The organism is Yoonia vestfoldensis DSM 16212, assembly GCF_000382265.1.
GTDB lineage: Bacteria > Pseudomonadota > Alphaproteobacteria > Rhodobacterales > Rhodobacteraceae > Yoonia > Yoonia vestfoldensis.
Window position 1 is genome coordinate 140353 of record NZ_KB907978.1, and the last position, 23428, is coordinate 163780.

The 23428-nt window shown below is 61.2% G+C and carries 27 protein-coding genes; 12 read left to right on the top strand and 15 right to left on the bottom strand.

Going from position 1 to position 23428, the window contains the following annotated elements:
* Positions 1–35: 35 nt before the first annotated feature.
* Positions 36–1265, bottom strand: a complete 1230-nt coding sequence (locus H147_RS0107775) for an MFS transporter (RefSeq protein WP_019954793.1) — start codon at positions 1263–1265, stop codon at positions 36–38.
* 123 nt (positions 1266–1388) lie between these two features.
* Between H147_RS0107775 and ccoG the strand changes: the two genes are divergently transcribed.
* From ccoG to ccoS, 4 genes are read left to right on the top strand one after another with little or no spacing between them, the layout of a single operon-like run.
* The gene (ccoG, locus tag H147_RS0107780; RefSeq protein ID WP_019954794.1) at positions 1389–2804 is read left to right on the top strand and encodes a cytochrome c oxidase accessory protein CcoG; all 1416 of its coding nucleotides are present in this window, start codon (positions 1389–1391) and stop codon (positions 2802–2804) included.
* A complete protein-coding gene (locus H147_RS0107785) occupies positions 2801–3271 on the top strand; it encodes a FixH family protein (RefSeq protein WP_019954795.1) in 471 nt (156 codons plus the stop codon). Before ccoG ends, H147_RS0107785 begins: the two co-directional genes overlap by 4 nt.
* Complete coding sequence (locus H147_RS0107790) at positions 3268–5415, top strand: heavy metal translocating P-type ATPase (RefSeq protein WP_019954796.1); 2148 nt, start codon at positions 3268–3270, stop codon at positions 5413–5415. Before H147_RS0107785 ends, H147_RS0107790 begins: the two co-directional genes overlap by 4 nt.
* Positions 5412–5573, top strand: a complete 162-nt coding sequence (gene ccoS / locus H147_RS0107795; protein ID WP_019954797.1) for a cbb3-type cytochrome oxidase assembly protein CcoS — start codon at positions 5412–5414, stop codon at positions 5571–5573. The genes H147_RS0107790 and ccoS overlap by 4 nt, the downstream gene beginning before the upstream one ends.
* A 3-nt stretch (positions 5574–5576) precedes the next feature.
* On the opposite strand, the gene H147_RS0107800 is transcribed toward ccoS, so the two are convergent.
* Positions 5577–5792, bottom strand: a complete 216-nt coding sequence (locus H147_RS0107800; RefSeq protein WP_019954798.1) for an FAA hydrolase family protein — start codon at positions 5790–5792, stop codon at positions 5577–5579.
* Between the two features lie 283 nt (positions 5793–6075).
* Between H147_RS0107800 and H147_RS0107810 the strand changes: the two genes are divergently transcribed.
* The 4 genes from H147_RS0107810 to H147_RS0107825 all read left to right on the top strand — a co-directional run bounded on the left by H147_RS0107810 (position 6076) and on the right by H147_RS0107825 (position 9847).
* Positions 6076–6360, top strand: coding sequence for a co-chaperone GroES (locus H147_RS0107810; protein WP_026352358.1), 285 nt, complete (start codon positions 6076–6078; stop codon positions 6358–6360).
* A gap of 51 nt (positions 6361–6411) precedes the next feature.
* The gene (groL, locus tag H147_RS0107815) at positions 6412–8061 is read left to right on the top strand and encodes a chaperonin GroEL (RefSeq protein WP_026352359.1); all 1650 of its coding nucleotides are present in this window, start codon (positions 6412–6414) and stop codon (positions 8059–8061) included.
* 139 nt (positions 8062–8200) lie between these two features.
* Positions 8201–9067, top strand: coding sequence for a DMT family transporter (locus tag H147_RS0107820; protein ID WP_019954802.1), 867 nt, complete (start codon positions 8201–8203; stop codon positions 9065–9067).
* 54 nt (positions 9068–9121) lie between these two features.
* Positions 9122–9847, top strand: a complete 726-nt coding sequence (locus H147_RS0107825) for an alpha/beta fold hydrolase (RefSeq protein ID WP_019954803.1) — start codon at positions 9122–9124, stop codon at positions 9845–9847.
* Between the two features lie 44 nt (positions 9848–9891).
* Here the strand turns inward: H147_RS0107825 and H147_RS0107830 are convergent, their stop codons facing one another.
* The 3 genes from H147_RS0107830 to H147_RS0107840 all read right to left on the bottom strand — a co-directional run bounded on the left by H147_RS0107830 (position 9892) and on the right by H147_RS0107840 (position 11725).
* Positions 9892–10959, bottom strand: coding sequence for a 5-(carboxyamino)imidazole ribonucleotide synthase (locus H147_RS0107830; protein ID WP_026352360.1), 1068 nt, complete (start codon positions 10957–10959; stop codon positions 9892–9894).
* Entirely contained in the window at positions 10952–11440 is a 489-nt protein-coding gene (gene purE / locus H147_RS0107835) for a 5-(carboxyamino)imidazole ribonucleotide mutase (RefSeq protein WP_019954805.1), read from the bottom strand. Before purE ends, H147_RS0107830 begins: the two co-directional genes overlap by 8 nt.
* Before the next feature lie 66 nt (positions 11441–11506).
* Positions 11507–11725 (bottom strand): YdcH family protein, encoded by a 219-nt coding sequence (locus tag H147_RS0107840; RefSeq protein WP_019954806.1) that lies wholly within the window; start codon positions 11723–11725, stop codon positions 11507–11509.
* Between the two features lie 159 nt (positions 11726–11884).
* Between H147_RS0107840 and H147_RS0107845 the strand changes: the two genes are divergently transcribed.
* Together H147_RS0107845 and H147_RS0107850 are read left to right on the top strand one after the other, a co-directional pair.
* Entirely contained in the window at positions 11885–12298 is a 414-nt protein-coding gene (locus H147_RS0107845; RefSeq protein ID WP_019954807.1) for an Hsp20 family protein, read from the top strand.
* A 3-nt stretch (positions 12299–12301) separates the two neighbouring features.
* Positions 12302–12526 carry a DUF1150 family protein gene (locus H147_RS0107850; RefSeq protein WP_019954808.1) on the top strand — a complete coding sequence of 75 codons (225 nt, stop codon included), beginning with the start codon at positions 12302–12304 and terminating at the stop codon, positions 12524–12526.
* On the opposite strand, the gene H147_RS0107855 is transcribed toward H147_RS0107850, so the two are convergent.
* The 4 genes from H147_RS0107855 to trxB form a co-directional block, all read right to left on the bottom strand.
* Positions 12523–13350 (bottom strand): glycosyltransferase family protein, encoded by an 828-nt coding sequence (locus H147_RS0107855; protein ID WP_026352361.1) that lies wholly within the window; start codon positions 13348–13350, stop codon positions 12523–12525. The genes H147_RS0107850 and H147_RS0107855 overlap by 4 nt on opposite strands.
* Before the next feature lie 3 nt (positions 13351–13353).
* Positions 13354–15063 carry a bifunctional sulfate adenylyltransferase/adenylylsulfate kinase gene (locus H147_RS0107860; RefSeq protein WP_026352362.1) on the bottom strand — a complete coding sequence of 570 codons (1710 nt, stop codon included), beginning with the start codon at positions 15061–15063 and terminating at the stop codon, positions 13354–13356.
* Between the two features lie 150 nt (positions 15064–15213).
* Positions 15214–15741 (bottom strand): RES family NAD+ phosphorylase, encoded by a 528-nt coding sequence (locus tag H147_RS0107865; RefSeq protein WP_019954811.1) that lies wholly within the window; start codon positions 15739–15741, stop codon positions 15214–15216.
* 5 nt (positions 15742–15746) lie between these two features.
* Positions 15747–16715 (bottom strand): thioredoxin-disulfide reductase, encoded by a 969-nt coding sequence (gene trxB, locus H147_RS0107870; RefSeq protein ID WP_019954812.1) that lies wholly within the window; start codon positions 16713–16715, stop codon positions 15747–15749.
* Positions 16716–16868: 153 nt separating this feature from the next.
* Here trxB and H147_RS0107875 point away from each other — a divergent pair, with 153 nt between their 5' ends.
* Positions 16869–17369, top strand: coding sequence for an Lrp/AsnC family transcriptional regulator (locus tag H147_RS0107875; protein ID WP_026352364.1), 501 nt, complete (start codon positions 16869–16871; stop codon positions 17367–17369).
* 89 nt (positions 17370–17458) lie between these two features.
* Here the strand turns inward: H147_RS0107875 and ccoP are convergent, their stop codons facing one another.
* From ccoP to ccoN, 4 genes are read right to left on the bottom strand one after another with little or no spacing between them, the layout of a single operon-like run.
* Entirely contained in the window at positions 17459–18331 is an 873-nt protein-coding gene (gene ccoP / locus H147_RS0107880) for a cytochrome-c oxidase, cbb3-type subunit III (protein ID WP_019954814.1), read from the bottom strand.
* The gene (locus H147_RS0107885; protein WP_043699563.1) at positions 18328–18543 is read right to left on the bottom strand and encodes a cbb3-type cytochrome c oxidase subunit 3; all 216 of its coding nucleotides are present in this window, start codon (positions 18541–18543) and stop codon (positions 18328–18330) included. The genes ccoP and H147_RS0107885 overlap by 4 nt, the downstream gene beginning before the upstream one ends.
* Positions 18544–18553: 10 nt before the next feature.
* Complete coding sequence (ccoO, locus tag H147_RS0107890; protein WP_019954816.1) at positions 18554–19309, bottom strand: cytochrome-c oxidase, cbb3-type subunit II; 756 nt, start codon at positions 19307–19309, stop codon at positions 18554–18556.
* A 12-nt stretch (positions 19310–19321) separates the two neighbouring features.
* A complete protein-coding gene (gene ccoN, locus H147_RS0107895; protein ID WP_019954817.1) occupies positions 19322–20917 on the bottom strand; it encodes a cytochrome-c oxidase, cbb3-type subunit I in 1596 nt (531 codons plus the stop codon).
* 217 nt (positions 20918–21134) lie between these two features.
* Between ccoN and H147_RS0107900 the strand changes: the two genes are divergently transcribed.
* Complete coding sequence (locus H147_RS0107900) at positions 21135–21968, top strand: universal stress protein (protein WP_019954818.1); 834 nt, start codon at positions 21135–21137, stop codon at positions 21966–21968.
* On the opposite strand, the gene H147_RS0107905 is transcribed toward H147_RS0107900, so the two are convergent.
* Positions 21960–22304: a hypothetical protein gene (locus H147_RS0107905; RefSeq protein ID WP_019954819.1), complete on the bottom strand. Its 345-nt coding sequence runs from the start codon at positions 22302–22304 to the stop codon at positions 21960–21962. The genes H147_RS0107900 and H147_RS0107905 overlap by 9 nt on opposite strands.
* 286 nt (positions 22305–22590) lie before the next feature.
* Positions 22591–23316 (bottom strand): transcriptional regulator FnrL, encoded by a 726-nt coding sequence (gene fnrL, locus H147_RS0107915; protein WP_019954821.1) that lies wholly within the window; start codon positions 23314–23316, stop codon positions 22591–22593.
* Between the last annotated feature and the right edge of the window lie 112 nt (positions 23317–23428).

A 23428-nucleotide genomic window follows, 5' to 3' on the forward strand; every position in this document is an offset into this window, starting at 1 on the left:
CTGTGCATCAGATATAGGGCGAAAGACCGGGATTTCTACTCTGCCGCGACCAGCAGGCGGCTTTGGAACACCGTCTCGTGACCAGGGCCGGGATGGCGGGGGATGAGCAGCGACAGCCCCAGCGACACCAGCGCCATGCCAGCCGCCAGCATGAACACATAGGCAGGCGAGGTCAGCCAGACATACCCCAGCAGCGCGGGCAGGAACACCGCCGCGATATGGTTGATGGTAAAGGCGACCGCGGCGGTGGGTGCGATATCGGCAGGGTCCGCGATTTTCTGGAAATAGGTCTTCATCGCCAGTGCAAGGCTGAAGAAGATGTGGTTGATGATGTAAAGCGCCGTCGCCAGCGCCACACCCCAGCCGAAATAGTAAAGCCCGCCATAGGCGAAGAACACGAAAGTCAGCCCGACGTATTCGATGACCATGGCACGGCGTTCGCCGAACACCTGCACCAGCCGCCCCAGAAACGGGGCCGCGATCATGTTGACCAGCAGCGTGAACATGAACAGGCGGGTGATGTCCGACACGCTGAAGCCGAATTTCTCGACCATCATAAAACCCGCAAAGACGATGAAGATCTGGCGCCGCGCGCCCGACATGAACTGCAGCGCATAATAAAGCCAATAGCGCTGGCGCAGCACCATGCGCTTGTTCTGCGGATGGGGCGATTCGAACTGCGGATAGGCCAACAGGCAAAAGATCGCAACAACCGCCGTGAACCCGCCCGACAGCCAATAGACCAGCGTAAAGCTGAGGCCCAGCCGGTCCCATGTCAGCACGATCAGCAGATAGACCACGAGGGTCGCGGCCGACCCAGCCGACAACAGCCAGCCCAGCGTCTGCGGGGCCTTCTTTTTGTCGATCCATTGCAGTTGCAACGACTGGTTGACCGTCTCGTAATAGTGAAACCCGATCGAGGATAGCATCGTCACCGTCAGGATCCCGGCAAGGCTGGGAAATTGTGCCGTCACGGCGGTGGCCGTACCCAGCATGATCAGGGCCACCAGCCCCAGCACCTGTTCGCGGATGAACATGATGAGCGCGATCACCCCGATAGCGAAAAACCCCGGTATTTCGCGCACCGAATGCAGCCAGCCGATGTCCGACCCGTCGAACTGCGCCACCTCGATCACGAAATTGTTCAACAGCGCCGACCATGTCGCAAAAGCGACCGGCATTGCCATCGCCATCACGAACAAAAGCGCGATGGGTCTGCGCCACAAGGGTAAAGAGCCGGTGTTTTCGAGGCGGATGATCTGCATGGGACCTGACTTACGCCGCTTCAAAATCAAAAGCGAGAGGGATGGTTGATCCACATCAAGGTTGTTTGCGACGGCGTCTATAGAACGGAGCCTGCGAACAGACCCGTTTTGACAAGGTATCCAATGTCTACCTCCGAAAACCAGCCGCTTTATGCGCCGCGAGAGCCGATTTTTCCCCGCCGCGTGAAAGGCTACTACCGCAATCTCAAATGGTGGGTGATGGCGGTCACGCTTGGCATCTATTACCTGACCCCGTGGATCAGATGGGACCGGGGGCCGAACCTGCCCGATCAGGCGGTCCTGATCGACATGGCGCACCGGCGGTTCTATTTCTTCTGGGTCGAAATCTGGTCGCATGAATTCTATTTCGTGGCTGGATTGCTCATCATGGCCGGGCTGGGCCTATTCCTGTTCACCTCGGCGCTGGGCCGCGTCTGGTGCGGGTACACTTGCCCGCAGACGGTGTGGACAGACCTTTTCATCCTTGTCGAACGCTGGATCGAAGGCGACCGCAACGCCCGCGTACGGCTGTGGAACGCCAAATGGGATGCGCGCAAGATCCGGTTGCGTTTGACGAAATGGACCGTCTGGCTGCTGATCGCCGTGGCGACCGGCGGGGCGTGGGTGTTCTATTTCGCGGATGCCCCCACACTGGCCCGTGATCTGGTGACGTTTCAGGCGCCCTTCGTCGCTTGGGCCACGATCGGGGTGCTGACCGCCACGACATTCGTCTTTGGCGGGTTCATGCGCGAACAGGTCTGCAATTACATGTGCCCATGGCCGCGCATTCAGGCCGCGATGATGGACCCCGAAACGCTGACCGTCGCCTATCGCGACTGGCGGGGCGAGCCTCGCGGCAAACAGCGCGTCGAGGGGGCGGGCGATTGCATCGACTGCATGGCCTGCGTCAACGTCTGCCCTGCCGGGATCGACATCCGCGACGGCCAGCAGATGGAATGCATCACCTGCGCGTTGTGCATCGACGCCTGCGATGACGTGATGGCCAAGATCGGCAAACCGCGCGGGTTGATCGACTATCTGGCCCTGTCCGACCAGGAGGCTGAATCGCAAGGCAAACCGGCGAAGCCCATTTGGGCGCATGTCCTGCGGTTCCGCACCATGCTTTATACCGTGATGTGGGCCGCCATCGGTGTCGGCCTGGTCTTTGCGATGTTCATCCGCGCCGATCTGGAAATGACCGTGTCGCCTGTGCGCAATCCGACCTTTGTCGTGCTGAGCGACGGCACGGTGCGCAATATCTACGATATCCGCCTGCTCAACAAATTGGGCGAGGATCGCGAATTCCATCTGTCGCTGCGGTCGGACGATATCCTGCGCATCGCGCTGGAAGGCACCGACGAACGCAGGGTCGTCGTTCCCGCCAACGAAACCCTGCTCCAACGGGTCTATGTCTCTGCCCGCCCAGGTGATCCGGCCGCGAGCGCCGACCGGACCGACCTGCGGTTCTGGGTCGAAGACGTGATTTCGGGCGAACGGGCCTACACGGACACGATTTTCAACGGAAGGGCATCGCAATGACCGCACATGCACAAGAGCCACGCCAATTCACCGGCAAGCATATGCTGGCGCTGATGGTCGGCGGGTTCGGGATCATCATCGCCGTCAATCTCGGGATGGCCTATCTTGCGATTTCCACCTTTCCCGGTGTCGAAGCGCGCAGCACCTATGTCGCAAGCCAGACCTTCGAGGTAGATCGTGCGGCGCAGGATGCGCTGGGCTGGAACGTCGACGCGACGCTGGATGACGGCCTGCTGACGCTGGCGATCCGGGACACCGATGGCGCGGCGGTGCAACCGCAGGTCCGCAAGGCGATCTTTGGCCGCGCGACCCACACAGGCGAAGATATGACCCCCGATTTCGCATGGACCGGGACCGCCCTGACTGCGATGGTGCCGTCGCGCGACGGTTACTGGAACCTGCGGCTGGAGCTGGAATCCGCGGACGGCACGATCTTCCGCCGCCGTATCCAGTTGCGTGACCGATGAGCGACGCAGCCGCCTGCCCCGCCTGCATCGGCATCCCCGAAGCGACGCTGACCAAAGCCGCGTCGCGCGGGGTCGAACAGATCATGCTGTCCTTGCCCGCGATCCATTGCGTCGCCTGCATCACCGGCGTGGAACGCGCGCTGGAACGGCTTGACGGTGTCGCCTCTGCCCGCGTCAACCTGTCGATGAAACGCGTGACGGTTGGTCTTGACCGGCCCATAGCACCCGAATCCCTGATCGACACGCTGGAACTGGCGGGGTTCGAGGCGCGCAGCCTTGATTCCAGCCTTCTGAGCGCGGAAAAAGACCCTGTCGGCAGCGCCTTGATGACCCGCATTGCAGTATCGGGCTTTGCCATGATGAATGTGATGCTGATGTCGGTGGCGATTTGGTCGGGGGCTGTGGGCGCGACCCAGCACATGTTCCACCTGATCAGCGCCGCGATCTCGATCCCTGCCGTCGCTTATGCGGGTCAGCCGTTCTTTCAGCATGCTTGGTCCGCCTTGCGCGTGCGGCGGCTGAACATGGATGTGCCGATCTCGCTGGCCTTGATCCTGACCACCGGCATGTCGCTGTTCGAAACCGTCTATGGTGGCGAACATGCCTATTTCGAGGCGGCAGTGTCGCTGGTGTTCTTCCTGCTGATCGGGCGCTATCTGGACCACCGCAGCCGCAAGGCTGCTGCATCCGCTGCCGCGCAACTGGCCGCGCTCGAAGTCCCGCGCGTCATGCGCCTGCGTGACGGTGTGCGCGAGATGGTGGATTTCGCGGATCTTGCCTTGGGTGATCTGGTATTGGTCCTGCCGGGCGGGCGTATCCCTGTGGACGGGACTGTGACCGAAGGTGCCAGCCAGATCGACCGGTCCATGCTGACCGGCGAAAGCCGCCTGCACCATGCCGCCACCGGCGCGCCTGTCACGGCGGGCGAGGTCAACATGACCGGCCCGCTGACGATCCGCGCGGCGACCGTGGGCATGGACACGACCCTGCGCAAGATGGTGACGATGGTCGATGCCGCCGAGGCCGTGCGCAACAAATACACCGCGATCGCGGATCGTGCGGCGGCGTTCTATTCGCCGATGGTGCATTTGCTGGCGATCGTCACATTTACCGGCTGGGTCTATGTCTCGGGCGATGTGCGGCTGTCGCTGAATATCGCGGTGGCTGTGCTGATCATCACCTGCCCCTGTGCTTTGGGGCTGGCGGTGCCTGCGGTGTCCACCATCGCGGCGGGGCGTCTGTTCCGCGCGGGATTGCTCGTCAAGGACGGCACGGCGCTGGAACGGCTGGCCGAGATCGACACGGTCGTCTTTGACAAGACCGGCACGCTGACGATGCCCGTCGCCGCGCGCGATACGCTGAGCAGTGATGAACAGGAGATCGCCCTTGCGATGACGCAGGACGCGACGCATCCGGTCTCGCAAGCCATCGCCGCCGCCTTGCACGGGGTGACACCTGCGCAACTGACCGACCAGAAAGAACATTCCGGCAAGGGGCTCAGCGCTGTCTGGAATGGCCAGACTGTGCGGCTGGGGTCCGGCGCATGGCTGGATGCCGGTGTCGGCACCTACCTTCAGATCGGCCACGCCGCGCCGCGCAGGATCAAACTGCATGCCGGTCTGCGGGATGGCGCACAGGACCTGGTCACGGCATGGCAAAAGCAGGGCCTTGCCGTGCATCTGGTGTCCGGCGACGACCGGACCGAGACAGCGCGCGTCGCCCGGATGCTGGGCATCGACCGCTGGCAGGCGGAAACCCAGCCCGAGGACAAGATCCACTACATCAAAGCGCTGTCACAGGCCGGCGCCAAGGTGCTGATGGTCGGTGACGGGCTGAACGATACCGGCGCGCTGACGGCGGCCTATGCATCGCTGTCGCCCGCCACGGCGGCGGATGCATCGCGGGCGGCCTCGGACATCGTGCTGCTGAAAGACAGTCTTGCGCCGCTGATCGAACTGCCGCTGGTGGCGCGTGCCGCCAAGAAACGGATCCTGGAAAATTTTGCGATCTCGGCGGCTTACAATGTCATCGCCATCCCGATTGCCGTCGCAGGCTTTGCCACGCCTTTGCTGGCGGCGATTGCGATGTCCACATCGTCGATCACCGTCTTGGTGAACGCTTTACGTTTGAAAGGCCGGGTATGAATGTTCTTGTGATCCTGATTCCGGTCTCTCTGGTGCTGGGGGCCTTGGGGCTTGCCGCGTTCCTGTGGAGCTTGCGGGCAAATCAATACGAAGACCTCGAAGGCGACGCATGGCGCATCCTGTCCGAAGACGACACGCAACCGCCCAAAAAGCCCTGAGCGTCAGAGTGCCGCGACGTGCTGGTCGATCATGCCAAAGATCGACTGGCTCGGCGCATTCTCCGTCCAGATCTGGACCCGCTCGCCCGGTTGCAGGAACGGCGTGATCGGCGCAACATTCAGCTTGTTGGACAAAGTGCGCGACAAGATGATCGTGCCTGCATCGAGGCGGAGTGTCTTGACGGCATGGACAATCAGGTCGCCGAAATCAAAGGTCATGTCTGCGACCGCGGCGACCCGCCCCGCACATCAGCGGATCGGTGCAACAACAGATCGGCGCGCAGCGACGGTGACCGGCATCTGGCCGGATCAGCCGCGTCATCGCCAGCTTGCGGCGGTGTCTGCGCCAGATCGCGACATCGGCGGAAAGCCGTCGAAAATCTTCGGATCACCCCGCGCTAGGCAGTTGACAGCCGCGTGATCGGTTCATATCTACCCGGTGTTGGCAATCGGGGTCGCTGAGTGCCAACACCAAGGATAACCGAACTGGAGAAGTTCTGAAATGGCATTTAAACCACTTCACGACCGCGCATTGGTCCGCCGTATCGAAAGCGATGCGAAGACTAAAGGCGGTCTGCTGATTCCCGACACCGCCAAGGAAAAGCCCGCAGAGGGTGAAATCGTCAGCGTGGGCGAAGGCGCACGCAAGGACAGCGGAGAGCTGATCCCGATGGCCGTCAAGGCAGGCGACAAAGTGCTGTTTGGCAAATGGTCCGGCACCGAAGTCCGCATCGACGGCGAAGAGCTGTTGATCATGAAGGAAAGCGACATCCTCGGGATCATGTGATCCTGGCGGCGCCGCATTTCCCCTTTCCAATAATTCAAGGAGCACATGAAAATGGCTGCTAAAGAAGTCAAGTTCAGCACCGACGCGCGTAACCGGATGCTAAAGGGTGTGAACATCCTTGCCGACGCCGTCAAAGTGACACTCGGCCCCAAGGGCCGCAACGTGGTCATCGACAAATCCTTCGGCGCACCGCGCATCACCAAGGACGGCGTGTCCGTGGCCAAGGAAATCGAACTGGAAGACAAGTTCGAGAACATGGGCGCGCAGATGGTCAAAGAAGTGGCCAACCGCACCAATGACGAAGCCGGTGACGGCACCACGACAGCGACCGTTCTGGCACAGGCGATTGTCCGCGAAGGCATGAAGTCCGTCGCCGCCGGCATGAACCCGATGGACCTGAAGCGCGGGATCGATCTGGCGACCTCGAAAGTCGTTGAAGCGATCAGGGCTGCTGCACGCCCCGTTAACGACAGTGACGAAGTCGCACAGGTCGGCACGATTTCTGCCAACGGCGAAACTGAAATCGGTCGTCAGATTGCGGACGCGATGCAGAAAGTCGGCAACGAAGGCGTGATCACCGTCGAGGAAAACAAGGGTCTGGAAACGGAAACCGTTGTCGTCGAAGGCATGCAGTTCGACCGTGGCTATCTGTCGCCCTACTTTGTGACCAACCCAGAGAAAATGACAGTCGAGCTGGAGGATGCGATCATCCTGCTGCACGAAAAGAAACTGTCATCGTTGCAGCCGATGGTGCCCCTGCTGGAATCCGTGATCCAGTCCGGCAAGCCATTGCTGATCATCTCTGAAGACGTCGAAGGCGAAGCGCTGGCGACACTCGTCGTCAACAAGCTGCGCGGCGGTCTGAAGATCGCAGCGGTCAAGGCCCCCGGCTTTGGCGATCGTCGCAAGGCGATGCTGCAGGATATCGCCATTCTGACCGGTGGTCAGGTGATCTCTGAAGACCTCGGCATGAAGCTGGAAAACGTCACCATCGACATGCTAGGCTCCGCCAAGCGCATTTCGATCACCAAGGACGAAACCACCATCGTCGACGGTGCTGGCGACAAGTCCGAGATCGAAGCGCGCGTCGCCCAGATCCGTGGCCAGATCGAGGATACATCCTCTGATTACGACCGCGAAAAGCTGCAGGAACGTGTGGCCAAACTGGCCGGCGGTGTGGCCGTCATTCGCGTCGGCGGCATGTCCGAGGTTGAAGTGAAAGAGCGTAAAGACCGCGTCGACGACGCGCTGAACGCAACACGCGCTGCCGTGCAAGAAGGCGTTGTCGTCGGTGGCGGCGTTGCTTTGATCCAGGCTGGCAAAGTGCTTGAAGGTCTCAAGGGTGCGAACTCTGACCAGGACGTCGGCATTTCGATCATCCGCAAGGCAATCGAGGCACCGCTGCGTCAGATCGCGGAAAACTCTGGCGTCGACGGGTCCGTCGTGGCTGGCAAGATCCGCGAAAGCAACGACAAGAACTTTGGCTTCAACGCACAGACCGAAGAATATGGCGACATGTTCAAGTTCGGCGTCATTGACCCGGCCAAAGTTGTGCGGACAGCCCTGCAAGATGCGGCATCTGTCGCCGGTCTGCTGATCACCACCGAAGCCATGATCGCCGACAAGCCTTCGAAAGAAGGCAATGGCGGCGGCGGCATGGGTGACATGGGCGGCATGGGCGGTATGGGCGGCATGATGTAAGTCAAATCCAAAAGGATTTGACTGGCAGGTGGCAGGTGTTTGCATGCAAACACCGAGAACCTGCTAAGTGCTGCGACAACGCTACAAAGGGCGGTCCCACAGGGGCCGCCCTTTTCTTTTGTGGCGATCCGGTATCAAGATGGCCCGTCATCTGGAAAGGCCTGATGTGTTCAAGATTTCCCTATTGCTGGCCCTGACCATGGCCGCCTTTGCGGCCAATTCGGTCCTGAACCGGCTGGGTGTCGCGCGTTACGGCATGGACCCGATGGATTTTGCCGCGATCCGGGTCGCGGCGGGTGGCCTGATGCTTTGGGCGCTGGTCATGCTGCGCGGGGCGGCGCGTCCGCCGCTGTTGTCCGCGCGCCGTATCGGCGGGGCGGTTGCGCTGACGGGCTACATGATCGGTTTTTCATGGGCTTATCTCAGCCTTGATGCAGGGATCGGCGCGCTGATCCTGTTCGGTGTCATTCAGGTCGTGATATTCGGTTGGTCCGTTGCCGAACGGCAGATCATCCCGCCGCGGCGCTGGCTGGGGGCGGTGATCGCCTTTGGCGGGCTGTGTGTCTTGCTCTGGCCAACGGGGGCGCAGGCGCTGCCCTTGGGCGGGGCGCTGGCCATGACCGTGGCGGGCATCGCTTGGGCAGGTTACACCCTGCTGGGGCGCGGCGAGCCTGATGCGCTGGGATCGAGTGCCGCGAATTTCCTGCTGTGCCTGCCGCTTGTGCTGCTGGCCTTGCCGGTCTCTGACGCGGGCGATCTGTCCGTGCCGGGTGTCGTGACCGCCGCCGTCGCTGGTGCGATCACATCAGGCCTTGGCTATGCCTTATGGTATCGTATCCTGCCGCAGATCCCATCGACTCTCGCGGGGATCGCGCAATTGAGCGTGCCGGTGCTGACCGTCGCCGCCGGTGTGCTGCTGTTGGCAGAGCCACTGACAGCGCGGCTGATCGTGGCGGGGTTGCTGGTTCTGGGCGGAATCGCCATCGCCCTTCCCGCGCGACGTTAGGTTTTGGGCTGTTTTGGGGTTCCGCATCGGCGCGACGATGCTACTTAACAGGTCATGAAAAACTTTGTCGCTTCCCTGATGCTGGCCATCACGGCCGCCCCCGCCGTCGCGCAGGAATGTGTCGTCATGCTGCACGGCCTTGCCCGGACCGAGATTTCGATGACAGCCATGGCGCTTGTCCTCGAAGGCGAAGGCTATACCGTCATCAACCGCGGCTATCCGTCGACCGAAAGCACGATCCCGAACCTTGTCGCGGACTACGTGGACGAAGACGTGGCCGCCTGCGGCGACAGGCGCGTCAATTTCGTGACCCATTCGATGGGCGGCATCCTTGTGCGGGCCTGGCTGACCAACAACCGCCCCGAAAAAATGGGCCGCGTCGTCATGCTGGGGCCGCCGAATGCGGGATCGGAACTGGTGGATATCTTTGGCGATTTCGAGCCGTTCCAATGGGTCAACGGCCCCGCGGGTCTTCAGCTTGGCACGGAGGCTGACAGCTTTCCCAACACGCTCGACTATCTGCCATTCGAGATTGGCGTGATCGCGGGCAACCGGAGCCTGAACCCGGTCTATTCGACGCTGATCGAAGGCCCAGATGACGGCAAGGTGTCGGTCGCGTCTACGCGGCTGGACGGGATGACCGACCATATTGTGCTGCCCGTCACGCATACGTTCATGATGAACAATCCCGTGGTGATCAGCCAGGTCATCGAATTTTTGCGCAATGGCCGGTTCGACCCTGACCTGACGATGACGGATGTGATCCTCGGGACCGAGTAAGGTTTTGCCGCCCCTGCGGGGCGACAAGCCTCCGGCGGGGATATTTAGGCTCGGAAGATGCGGTTGACATGACCCATCTTGCGGCCCGGTTTCACCTCGTCCTTGCCGTAAAGATGGATCGCCGCATCGGTTTTCGCGTAATCGGCCAGTTTGTCCATGTCGCCCCCGATCAGGTTTTCCATCGTCACATCGGCATGGCGCGACCCGTCGCCCAAAGGCCAGCCCGCCACGGCGCGGATATGCTGTTCGAACTGGCAGATCGTGCAGCCGTTCTGGGTCCAGTGGCCGGAATTATGCACGCGCGGGGCGATTTCGTTCACGATCAGGCCCTGCGGCGTGACGAACAATTCCACCCCCATGACACCCACATAATCAAGGGCGTTCAGGATGCGCGCCGCGATCAGCACGGCATCGGTGCGCTGGCTGGCGGTCAGTCTGGCGGGAACAGTCGTGGTGCGAAGGATGCCATCCTCGTGCACGTTTTCGCCCGGATCGTAGCACGCGACCGCCCCGTCCTGCCCACGTGCGCCGATCACCGACACCTCAAGGCTGAAGTTGACGAAACCTTCGAGGATCGCGGGCGCCCCCGCCATATCGACGAAAGCGCGCGGCGCATCATCCGCCGCCTTGATCCGCGCCTGCCCCTTGCCGTCATAGCCCATGCGCCGTGTCTTGAGGATCGCGGGCGCGCCGATGGTCGCCAGTGCGGCCTCCAGCGCTGCCATATCAGGCACATTGGCAAAGTGGGCGGTTTGCAGGCCCAGCCCTTGCAGGAATGTCTTTTCGGTCAGCCGGTCCTGACTGGTTGCCAACGCCTGCCGTCCGGGGTGGATCGGGGCAAGCGTTTCCAGAAGGTCGAGCGCCGAGGTGGGGATATTCTCGAATTCATAGGTGATGACATCGACGGATTGGCCAAAGGCGGTCAGCGCGGCATGGTCGTCATAGCTGGCTGTCGTCAACCTGTGCGCCACGTCGCCTGCGGGCGGGTTCGCGCCCGGTTCGAAGATATGCACCTTCAGCCCCAGCCGCGATGCCGCCACCGCCAGCATCCGCCCCAATTGCCCGCCACCGAGGATTCCGATGGTGGCCCCGACAGGCAACGCATTAGTCATCTACGGGTTCTTCCGGGATCGAGGCCGAGAGCGCCTCACGCCATGCATCCAGCCGCGCGGCTAGGGCTGCGTCCTGCAAGGCAAGGATGCCTGCCGCCATCAACCCCGCATTCGCCGCCCCGGCGGCACCGATGGCCATCGTCGCCACGGGAAACCCGCGCGGCATTTGCAGGATGGAGTAAAGGCTGTCCACACCGCCCAGCGCCTTGGTCTGGACCGGCACGCCGATCACAGGCACGCGGGTTTTGGACGCCATCATGCCGGGCAGATGCGCCGCCCCGCCCGCGCCAGCGATGATGACCTGCAACCCCCGCGCTGCGGCTGTCTTGCCGTAATCCCACAGGCGGTCCGGTGTCCGGTGGGCGGAGACAATGCGCTTTTCATACGGCACGCCAAGCTGGTCCAGCATATCCGCCGCCTCGCGCATGGTGGGCCAGTCCGACTGGCTGCCCATGATGATCCCGACCAGAGGTTGCGCCATTCCGTTGATCCCCTCAGAAACTTGAAGCGGCACTATAGCCATGCGCGGGGGCACCGCAACGGGCGATCAGGCGATGATATCGGGGTGAATGCGGTCTTCGAGCGCGACGATCTGATCTTTCAGCGCCAGTTTCTGCTTTTTCAGCCGTTTGATCGTCAGCATGTCGGTGGATGCCCGGTCGTGCAGCGCCTCGATCGCTTCGTCGAGATCGCGGTGCTGGCGCTTGAGCATTTCCAGCTTGACGCGCAGCACGTCGATTTCATCCATTTTGGCGAAGGTCGTCATTGGTCCGCATTATCCCGCAGCTGATCCGCCATAGATAAACAATGTCGCGCCAACATCCTAATACTTCCTCTTGATCGCGGCACAATCGGCACCCATATTTCACTCAGGCCGCCGCGAACGGGGCCGCACCGACAGTCGCTTGAACGAAGGGCATGTCTTATGACGAAAATGGCTTTGGGAACCCATCCGTTCCTGCTGGGATTTGAACAGCTCGAAAGGCTGGTCGAACGCACCGCGAAAACCGGCAATGACGGTTATCCGCCCTACAACATCGAACAAACCTCTGCCACGTCCTACCGGATCACGCTGGCCGTCGCCGGTTTCGCAGAAGGCGATCTGGCGATCACGGTCGAGGATAATTCGCTCGTGATCCGGGGCCGGCAGCGCGACGACAGCGAAGGGCGCATTTATCTGCATCGCGGGATCGCCGCGCGGCAGTTCCAGCGGTCCTTCGTGCTGGCTGATGGCGTCGATGTCGGCGAGGCGGTGATGGAAAACGGTCTGCTGCATGTCGATCTGACGCGATCAGTGCCCGACCGCGTTGTCCAGACGATCAAGATCAGGAAAGGATAAGCCATGAACATGAAATACGATCTCAAGACGCTGGGACAGGATATCGTCTATGTCAAACCCGTGCTGACAGCCGACCTGCCCGAAGACGTGCGCGCCGAAATCGGCGACCTGCGCGAGGTGTTCGCCGTCCACAACACCAAGGGCGAGCAACTGGCGCTTGTCGCGGATCGCACGCTCGCGTTCCATCTGGCGCGCGAGAACCACATGCATCCGGTGACCGTGCACTAACGCCAGATGCCGTAGGTGTCCTGCATGTAGCGGATGCATGCGATGTTGGCGTCGTGCCGTCCGAGACCCTCGATGACAGCAAGGTAGAGCGGTTCGACATCGTTCAAATGGTCATGGAAGGGAATCAGAAAATTAGCAGGTGTCCATATCGGAATACCCAACCTTTCCATGTGGCCCGACAACCATATGTCGTCGACGGCCCATAGAACGGGCGGGACGTCGAGAGCTTCGGCAGGAAGGAAGTCCGGGCGGATCAGCACGGCACCGCATCCTTCGGCAAACGATCCAAAGCCTGCCGTCCCGAATCTTGGGCGTCGCGGCTTTGGACTGCGTTTGCCTGTCACAGCAAAGCGCAACTGTTGCGCGATCCGTTCGCGGCGGTAATCCCACCCTTTTTTGTAGGCCATGCAGCGCGGCTGTCGCAGCGGTGGAACCGGTAATTCCACATCATGAAAGTCCAGAGTAAGCGGTGCGATGCAGCACGCGGGACGCTCGCGGCTTTCCTCCGTCATCCGCATAAAGCGGTCCGGTTCGTAGATCCGGTCATCATCACAGTAGATGATGGTCGTATCGGTGCCGCGCAATTCATCCGCCGCAAAAACGACCTTGCTGGACGGACCCAGATCCTCATCCGGCTGGATGATCCGCACCCCTTTGGGCACATCCGGCAGACTGCCGTCGTAATCGGGAAAACGGCGGTATTTCCGGGGAACGTATAGCCGGATTTCATCAATGGCCGCCGTTTGCGCCAGCAAAGACTCGAGCGTGGGTCCAAGCTCATTAAAGCGCGGCGGAATCGTGGATAAAGTTACAACAAGTGACATGCCTTACCCTCGGATCAGCCCAAGGCTTTCGAGCTTCAGGATCACCTGATGCGCGCAGGCGTCGACGCTCTGGTTTTCGGTATCAAGCCGCAGTTCGGGATGTTCGGGGACATCGTAGGGGTCCGAAATCCCCGTGAATTCCGCGATCTTGCCTGCGCGTGCAAGCTTGTACAGCCCCTTGCGGTCGCGGCGTTCGCATTCCTCGATGGAGGTGGCGGCATGGACCTCGACGAAGGCGCCGAATTGTTCGACATCCTCGCGCACCGCGCGCCGTGTCGTGGCATAGGGCGCGATGGGCGCGCAGATCGCGATGCCGCCGTTCTTGGTGATCTCTGACGCGACATAGCCGATGCGCCGGATGTTCAGATCGCGGTGTTCCTTGCTGAACCCCAGTTCCGACGACAGGTTCTTACGCACGATATCACCGTCCAGCAGGGTCACAGGCCGCCCGCCCATTTCCATCAGCTTGACCATCAGCGCATTGGCGATGGTGGATTTCCCCGACCCCGAAAAGCCGGTGAAGAACACGGTGAAACCCTGTTTCGCCCGCGCGGGGCGGCTTTTGCGCAACTCTTCCACGACCTGCGGAAAGCTGAACCATTCGGGAATTTCCAGACCTTCGGCCAGACGGCGGCGCAGTTCGGTGCCGGAAATATCAAGGATGGTCACCTTGTCCTTATCGGCGATTTCATCGGCGGGCTCATACTGCGCGCGGTCCTGCACATAGACCATCTGTTTGAAATCGACCATTTCGATGCCCATTTCAGCCTGATGTTCGCGGAACAGGTCCTGCGCGTCATAGGGGCCATAGAAATCCTGCCCGGCGGAATTCTTGCCAGGGCCGGCATGGTCGCGGCCGACGATGAAATGTGTGCAGCCATGGTTCTTGCGGATCAGCCCGTGCCAGACTGCTTCACGCGGGCCGGCCATGCGCATGGCAAGGTTCAGCAGGCTCATCGTGGTGGTGGCGGAGGGGTATTGATCCAGCACGGCCTCGTAGCAGCGCACGCGGGTGAAATGGTCGATATCGCCGGGTTTGGTCATGCCGACGACGGGGTGGATCAGCAGGTTCGCCTGCGCTTCGCGTGCCGCCCGGAAGGTCAGTTCCTGATGCGCGCGGTGCAGCGGGTTGCGGGTCTGGAACGCCACGACCTTGCGCCAGCCCAGTTTGCGGAACAGCGCGCGGAGTTCGTTCGGCGTGTCCCGACGGCCGCGGAAATCGTAATGCACGGGCTGCTGGATGCCGGTGACCGGCCCGCCCAAGTAAACGCTGCCTGCGGTGTTGTGCAGATAGTTCACCGCCGGATGCGCCGAATCGTCGGCACCGTACACCCTTGCCGCCTCGTGCGCCTTGTTCGGCGTCCATTTGTCGGTGACGGTCATCGTCGCAAGGATCACGCCTTCCTGATCGCGCAGCGCGATATCCTGGCCGATTGTTACCTTGTCAGCAAAGGCAGGTGAGACATCCAGCGTGATCGGCATTGGCCACAGTGCGCCATCGGCAAGGCGCATATTGTCCACGACGCTGTTGTAATCCGCCTCGGACAGGAACCCTTTCAGCGGGTTGAACCCGCCGTTCATCAAGAGTTCCAGATCGCAGATCTGACGGGGCGTCAGGTCGTGACTGACAAGATCGCCCGCCTCTGCCTTCAGTTTCTGGGCGCTCTCGTAAGAGACATAAAGTTCCGGGATCGGGGCCAAGTCCTGAGGCATGATTTTCACTGACGTCACTGGTTGCTGTTGCAGTGCCATAGACCCGCCGTGTCGGTGTTGTCTAGCAAGCTGCGCGAAAAAGACTGCTGTTCCGTCTGGTGTGGCAGGATCAGGACAACGGACCCACGCACGGGTAAACGGGCGAACAGATCAGTCCCGCGACGGTGGGGACCATGCCGCGCTTTCCCCTGCGATGCGCAGGTCTGCCCGGCCGGGGCGGTTCCACCCGAAAAGCGCGATCAGCACCTTGTCCGGCGCGCGGCGCAAACGATAGATCACGCCATCCGCCCCCGATTTCCGGACAGCATCGGACACGCGCCATGTGGTCGCCTGGCGCCCGGCGCTGCGTTCTTCAGCCCAAGGCGCGCTTTGCCACGCAGGGTCAATTCGCAGCGCCCGGCACAGATCTTCGTTGCCCAGATCGACCATGCGCGTGCTGGTCAGATGCAGTGGCACGATCACCCGCGCTGCGGTGCTGCGTTTTAGCGCGATGTCCATCGCGATCGGCGCAGCCTCGGGCGACGTTGCGGCATAGATCGCGGTCTGTCCGGTGTGATGGAACCGCCCCTCAGCATGGCTGACCCCGTCAAGCACCTTGTCCGACCGTGCCGCAAGCAAGATGCGATAGACCGGCATGTCGACAGCTATGAAGGGCACAAGCCCCTGTGGCAGATCCACCGCGGCTATTCCGCCGCTTTCACGACATGCAGATCACCTTGGCTGGCAAGGAACCTTTCCGCGTCCAGCGCCGCCATGCAACCCATGCCGGCACTTGTCACGGCCTGGCGGTAGACATGGTCGGTCAGATCGCCCGCCGCGAACACACCGGGGATGGCGGTGCGCGTGGTGCCGGGTTCGACCACGACATAGCCGCCGTTGTGTAGCTCGAGCTGGCCCTGCACCAGTTCGGACGCGGGCGCATGGCCGATGGCGATGAACACACCTTTGGCCGCGATTTCGGTGACAGCGCCGCTGCGCACATCGCGGACGCGGATACCCTCGACGCCCAAGGGACTCTCGGTGCCGAACACTTCTTCGACCTCGTGGAACCAGAGCGTTTCGATCTTGGGGTTCTTTTCCAGCCGCTGTTGCAGAATCTTTTCGGCGCGCAATTCGTCGCGGCGGTGGATCAACGTCACCTTGGAGGCGAAATTGGTCAGGAACAGCGCCTCTTCCACGGCGGTATTGCCGCCGCCGACGACGACGATTTCCTGCCCGCGATAGAAGAACCCGTCACAGGTCGCACAGGCACTGACGCCGAAGCCCTTGAACTTGTCCTCGGTCGGCAGGCCCAGCCATTTTGCGCGGGCGCCGGTGGACAGGATCACCGCATCGGCGGTGTAGACCGTGCCGCTGTCGGACATGGCGGTAAACGGGCGTTTCTGCAGATCGAGGGATGTTATGATGTCCTGCACGATCTCGCAGCCCATGGCACGCGCATGGGCTTCCATGCGCAGCATCAGGTCGGGGCCCTGCACTTCGGTGTCGCCGGGCCAGTTTTCGACCTCGGTCGTGGTGGTCAATTGCCCGCCCGGTTCCATCCCCTGCACCAGCAGGGGTTCAAGCATCGCACGCGCGGCATAGACGCCTGCGGTATAGCCCGCAGGGCCGGAACCAATGATCAGAACGCGGGTGTGGCGGGTATCGGGCATGACGGACCTCATCAGGAATACACCCCCGATATAGCCCCCGGCGGCATCGGTTGGAAGGGCAAGACGCCGCGTTCGATTGTTGCGGAAACGTGAAACATTATTGCGTATCTGTTACGAAAAACGTAGTATTCGGAAAAATTGATGGGGAACCCGATGCCAGGCACGAAACTCGACGAAATTGACCGGATGATTCTGGCCGAATTGCAGGCCGACGGGCGCATGACGAATGTCGAGCTTGCCAGCCGCGTTGGTATTTCCGCGCCGCCCTGCCTGCGCCGGGTGCGCACGCTGGAAGAACAAGGGTTCATCACGGGTTATCATGCCGATGTCAATGCCCGCGAACTGGGGTTCGAGGTGCAGGTCTTTGCCATGGTCGGGCTGGTCAGTCAGGCCGAGGCGGACCTGTCCGCCTTCGAGCGCAAATGCATCAGCTGGCCGCTTGTGCGCGAATGCCACATGCTCAATGGCGAGGTGGATTTCATCCTCAAATGCGTGGCCCCCGACCTGCGGACTTTCCAGCGGTTCCTGACCGAGGAACTGACCAGCGCCGACAATGTGGCGTCCGTCAAGACATCGCTGGTGATCCGGGGTGCCAAGGACGAACCGGGCGTGCCGTTCGACGTGTTGGAGGCGCGGCTTGCACAGCAGGCCTGAACAAAGAAAGGCGCCCGGATAGCCGGGCGCCCTTCCCTTCACGGTGGGTTTCGCCGATGCGCGAACAGGTGGCGAAACCCGGGTGAAGCTTATTCGCCGCCGCCCAACTGGTGGACATAGGCGGTCACGGCGTTGATTTCGGCCTCCGACAGGCGCGACCCCCATGGCGGCATGACCCCAAACCGCGCATAGCGAATCGTTGTTTCCAGGGTTGCGGCATCGCCGCCATAGAGCCAGATCGCATCCGTCAGATTGGGTGCGCCCAGATTGCGGTCGCCCATGCCCGCGTCGCCATGGCAAGCCGCGCAATTGTTGAGGAAGAGTTCACTGCCCGTAGCGGCCAGCATGGCGTCATGTTCCTGACCCGAAATCGCCAGAACATGATTGACCACGGCGTCGATCTCTTCGTTCGACAGGATTTCGTCAAAGGCGGTCATCTGCGAATAGCGGGCATCCCAGTCTTCCTCGTTGCGGATGCCGTGGCGCACGGTATAGGCGATACTTTCAAAATCGCCGCCCCAGAGCCAGTCATCGTCCAGCAGGTTCGGATAGCCGACAGCCCCCGCTGCACCCGATCCGTGGCATTGCGAACAATTGTTGCGGAAGACCGCACCACCCGCCGAGCTGGCAAAGCGCATCAGTTCGGGGTTCTGATCCAGCGTTTCCAGATCGGCACTGGCCAGCTGCGCGAGGATCTCGCCATTGGCTTCCTCGAAACGGGCGATGTCCTCTGCCACTTCGGCACGCGTCGAATAGCCCAGAAGGCCCGATGTCGCAGAACTGACCAGCGGCCATGCGGGATAGGCCACCGTATAGGCGATGCCCCAGATGATGGTGATGTAGAACGTCCACAGCCACCAGCGCGGCAAGGGGTTGTTCAATTCCTTGATGCCGTCCCAGCTATGGCCTGTCGTGTCCGTGCCGGTGACGTCGTCAATGTCTTTTTCGTGCTTGCTGCTCATGATTGCAGCTCCTTTGTCTGGCAGGCACCGTCGGCGCAAGCATTCGCGCAGGCGGGCCGTTCCTCGTTACGGAAGGGGATGTTGGCCGTATCGGCATAAAGCTTGCGACTGCCCGGCCGCAGCACCCAAAGGATCACGCCAAGAAAGAACGTGCCCATCCAGACGAGCAGCCAGTTGTCGGCGATCTGCTGCAAGAGAGATTGCGTTTCCATCATTGGCTCCTTAGCGGCTGGCGTCTGGGGTGAAGGTCGAGAAATCGACCGTCGTGCCGAGCATTTGCAGATAGGCGATCAGCGCATCCATTTCCGACACGCCGGGGCGGCCGTCGAAATTGCGGATCTGCGCACCCGGATAGCGTTCGAGAAGATCGTCATAGGCATCGGTGTCCGGGTCGACCTGCGCAAGGACATCGGCAGCCGCCACCTCGATCATCTCTTCGGTATAGGGCACTCCGACGATCCGGTGCGTCGCGACAAGATCGGCGACGTGATCGGCGTTGATGTAGCTGTCCAGCAGATAGGCATAGCCCGGCATGATCGATTCCGGCACAACGCTGCGCGGCGCGCTAAGGTGATCAAGATGCCAAGCGTCGGAATATTTGCCACCCACGCGCGCCAGATCGGGCCCGGTGCGTTTGGACCCCCATTGGAACGGATGGTCATACATCGATTCCGCCGCCAGCGAATAATGGCCATAGCGTTCGACCTCGTCGCGCATCGGGCGGATCATCTGGCTGTGGCACACATAGCAACCTTCGCGGACGTAGACATCGCGCCCCGCAAGTTCGAGCGGGGAATAGGGGCGCACGCCTTCGACCTTTTCGATCGTGTTCTCGAGGTAGAAGAGCGGCACGATTTCCACCAACCCGCCGATCGCCACCACCACGAGGGAGGAAACGAGCAGCAATGTCGGCGAACGTTCAAGGATCGCATGTTTCGACAGAAAGCCTTTGACGGGCGAATTTGGTGTATCGTTCATTTCTCTGGCCTCCTATTCAGCCGGCACGCCGACCGGGGCGGTGACTTTCACGCCACCCCTGATCGTCATGAAGATGTTCCAGGCCATGATTATCCCGCCGGTCAGGTACAGAACCCCGCCCAAGCCCCGTACAACATACATTGGGAATTTGGCGGAAACGGTGTCGGCAAAGCTGTTCACGAGGAACCCGTTGGCATCGACTTCGCGCCACATCAGCCCTTCCATGATGCCGGTGACCCACATCGAGGCGGCGTAGAGGATGATGCCGATCGTGGCCAACCAGAAATGCCAGTTGATCGCGGACATCGAATACATCTGTGCGCGTCCCCAAAGTTTCGGTGTCAGGAAATAGAGTGCGGCAAAGGTGATCATGCCGTTCCAGCCCAAGGCACCCGAATGCACGTGCCCGATGGTCCAGTCGGTGTAATGCGACAGGCTGTTGACCGCGCGGATCGACATCATCGGCCCTTCAAAGGTCGACATACCGTAGAAGGCCAACGAGATAACCATCATGCGGATGATCGGGTCGGTGCGCAGCTTGTCCCAGGCCCCTTGCAGGGTCATCAGACCGTTGATCATGCCGCCCCAGCTTGGCATCCACAGGATGATCGAGAACACCATGCCGAGCGTCGAGGCCCAGTCAGGCAGCGCGGTATAGTGCAGATGGTGCGGACCCGCCCAGATATAAAGGAAAATCAGCGCCCAGAAGTGGATGATCGACAGCTTGTAGCTAAAGATCGGACGACCGGCCTGTTTGGGGACAAAGTAATACATCATCCCCAGGAAACCGGCGGTCAGGAAAAAGCCCACCGCGTTGTGGCCGTACCACCACTGCACCATCGCATCCTGCACGCCCGAAAAGACCTGCACGGATTTGCTGCCCCAGATACTGACGGGGATGGACAGGTTGTTGACGACATGCAGCATCGCCACGGTGACGATGAAGGCCAGCAGGAACCAGTTGGCGACATAGATGTGCCGTTCCTGCCGCTTGAACAACGTGCCCATGAACACCGCAAGAAAGGCGACCCAGACAACCGTCAGCCAGATATCGATGTACCATTCAGGCTCGGCGTATTCCTTGGACTGCGTCGCCCCCAAAAGATAGCCGGTCGCGGCGAGCACGATGAACAGGTTGTAGCCCCAGAACACGAACCACGCGAGGTTCCCGCCCCACAACCGCGCGCCGCAGGTGCGTTGCACGATGTAGAAGGACGACATGATCAGCGCGTTGCCGCCAAAGGCGAAAATCACCGCCGACGTGTGCAACGGACGCAACCGCCCGAAATTGCCGAAGGGTTGGAGAAATTCGAAATTCAGCTGCGGGAATGCCAGTTGAAAGGCGATGATGACCCCGACCAGAAAGCCGACGACGCCCCAGAATGTCGTCGCCACCACACCGGCCCGGACGACATCGTCCATATAGCCCGTGGGCGCGGCCATGGCCGGTTGTTCCATCTGGCGCAGGACGCGGATGAACATTAACCCGGACACGCCCAGAATGATGATGGCATGCACGATGTAGGCCGTATCACGCCCCCAGTTCGCCGCCATGGCCGCAAAAAGGGCGATCACCCCCAATGCGGCAAGTTTGAAATAATTCCCCATGGAATTCCCCTTATCCATCGCGCCGGAACACGGCCCGATCCTTTGTCGATGATGGGGTTATGCGAATATCCGCCGATGCGGTCGTTGATGTGGATCAACCCCTCGCTTGACATGGATCAAGACATGCAACCGCATCGCGCGGCATACAGAGGACAAGGAGCGGTTTGCGCGAACGATCGCCCCCTGACAATGCTTGTGACGGGGAAGGGCCAGACCGATGGCATACAAGATCATTTCGACCGTTCTGACGGATAGCGACGAGTCGACAGAAGGGCTCGACGCCGCGATCACGCTGGCTGCGCGGCTTGATACGCATCTGGAGATTTTCGTCGTCACCATCTGCCACAGCGAGACGAACACCTATTACATGGGCGCCGAGGCGCTGACGATCGAACGCCAGACGCGCGACGCCATGGCCGAACGCGCAAAGCTGGACGCTTGGGTCAACAACCGGATGCAGGGTGAACCGATCCGCTGGGCGCTCCAATCGGCGACGGTGCAGGGGCCTGCGCTGACCGCCTATCTGGCGCGCAAGCTGCGGTTTTGCGATCTGGTCGTGCTGCCGCGCCCCTATCAGGACAATCCCGACGCGGAAGCGCTGGTCGAGGCGTGCCTATTCGCCGCCGAACGACCCGTGCTGATGATCCCCAAGGGCTGCAAGGCCCCTGATGCCGGCGGCCATATCCTGATGGGCTGGAACGACGGGGCCGAGGCGCTGGCCGCCGCACGGGCCGCGCTGCCCTTGCTGCAACAAGCTGATGTCGCCGATATCTGCATCATCGACCCGCCGATGCATGCCGCCGACAGGTCTGATCCAGGTGGTGCGATGGCACAATACCTGATGCGGCACGGCACGCGGTCAGAGGTCGCGGTGCTGGCCAAAACTGAACCGCATGTGGGCGAAATCCTGCTGCGCCGCGCCCGCGAAGTCGGCGCGCAACTGATCGTCAGCGGTGCCTACAGTCATTCACGCCTGCGCGAAGCGGTCTTTGGCGGGGCCACCCGCAGCCTGCTGGAACGCGCCGACCGGCCGATCCTGATGTCACGCTAGGGCGGGGCTACGCCCTGCCTCTGGTACGCTGATCGTTGCGTCACAGAATGAAGGCACAGGCTTTTTGACATTTGGACCAGGTGCATAGGGAACGAATGCCATCTGCTGATAGCTCCATATCGCGAGCCTTTCGCCGGGCAGCGCGGCAAGTGCGTGATGCTCATGTTTGAACATTTCGCCAAAGAGGATGTCGGCGGACCGCAGGTAGTCGGACGCTGATGACATGAAGGTCTTCACTCCGAACATGCAAGCGGGTTCATCCATTGCCCGCAGTGCGACACGCATGGCAGTCGCCGTCCCAAGCTCTGCAATCGCGATGAAAACGAACGCCGACATCACACCGATCAGCGCAGAGCTTCATCTCGAACTGTGGCGCGTACGTCCGATGGCGATCACCGAGAGTGCGCCTGCAACCATCGCCGGGATCATTAGAAAGGGAATCGCATCTACGACATTAAATGCGAATAGGTAGGCTACCCCTGTCAGAAATACGAAGGCTGGGGCGGCCCCCGCGCCGATCGCAACGACTATTGCAACGGTCAGGTGAAGTGTAAGTGCCGCAATCAACAGTCTGCCAGACATGGAGCCCTTACGAGGTCGGAGAGAACCTCGATCTACGGGATTACGAATACACTTCCTCACCGGTTTCGGCCTTCAGCGCCTCGAGGTCGGGCACCGTGATGTCGCGGCGGTCGTCGAAGGCGATGATGCCGTCCTTCTTCAGCGCGGTCATCTGGCGGCTGACGGTCTCGATGGTCAGGCCAAGGTAATTCGCCATCGTCTCGCGCGTGATCGGCAGGATGAACGCGACCTGCGCATGGGCGCCGGGTTTCAGCTTCACCATGCGCGTGGCGATCATGTAAAGCAGCGAGGCGATCTTTTCGCGCGCGGTCTTGCGGCCCAGCACCAGCATCCATTCGCGCGCCGCGTCCAGTTCATCCAGCGTCATTTCCAGCAGGCGCTGGCCGACATGCGGGGTCTGTTCGATCAGCTTCTCGAACGGTTTGCGCCGGAAACAGCACAGCATCAGGTCAGTTTCCGCGACGATGTCGTTGTCAATCGTCTCTCGGTTGGGGCGTCCCATAAAATCGGCAGGCAGCAGCAGGCCCACCATCTGCACCCGGCCGTCGGGCATGGTGCGCGTCAGGCTGGCGACACCCGACACGATCGATCCGACGAATTCCAGAGGATCACCGGCGAAGAACACCGTCTGGCCCGCCGCAAACGAACGATAATACTTGATCTGTTCCAACAGACCAATTTCGTCAGGTTCGCATTTGGAACAGACTGCGTTGTAACGGATGGGACAATCCGTACATGACTTCATGTTCGGGACGGCAAGCGTCATCAATTTTTTCCTGGTCGGTATGGCTGGGGGGGATGATGCATCAAAACCAGCGCTTAATCCATGATCAATTTGAAAACCGCGACTGGGGCCGGCCCCGCAGCACCGCATGAAC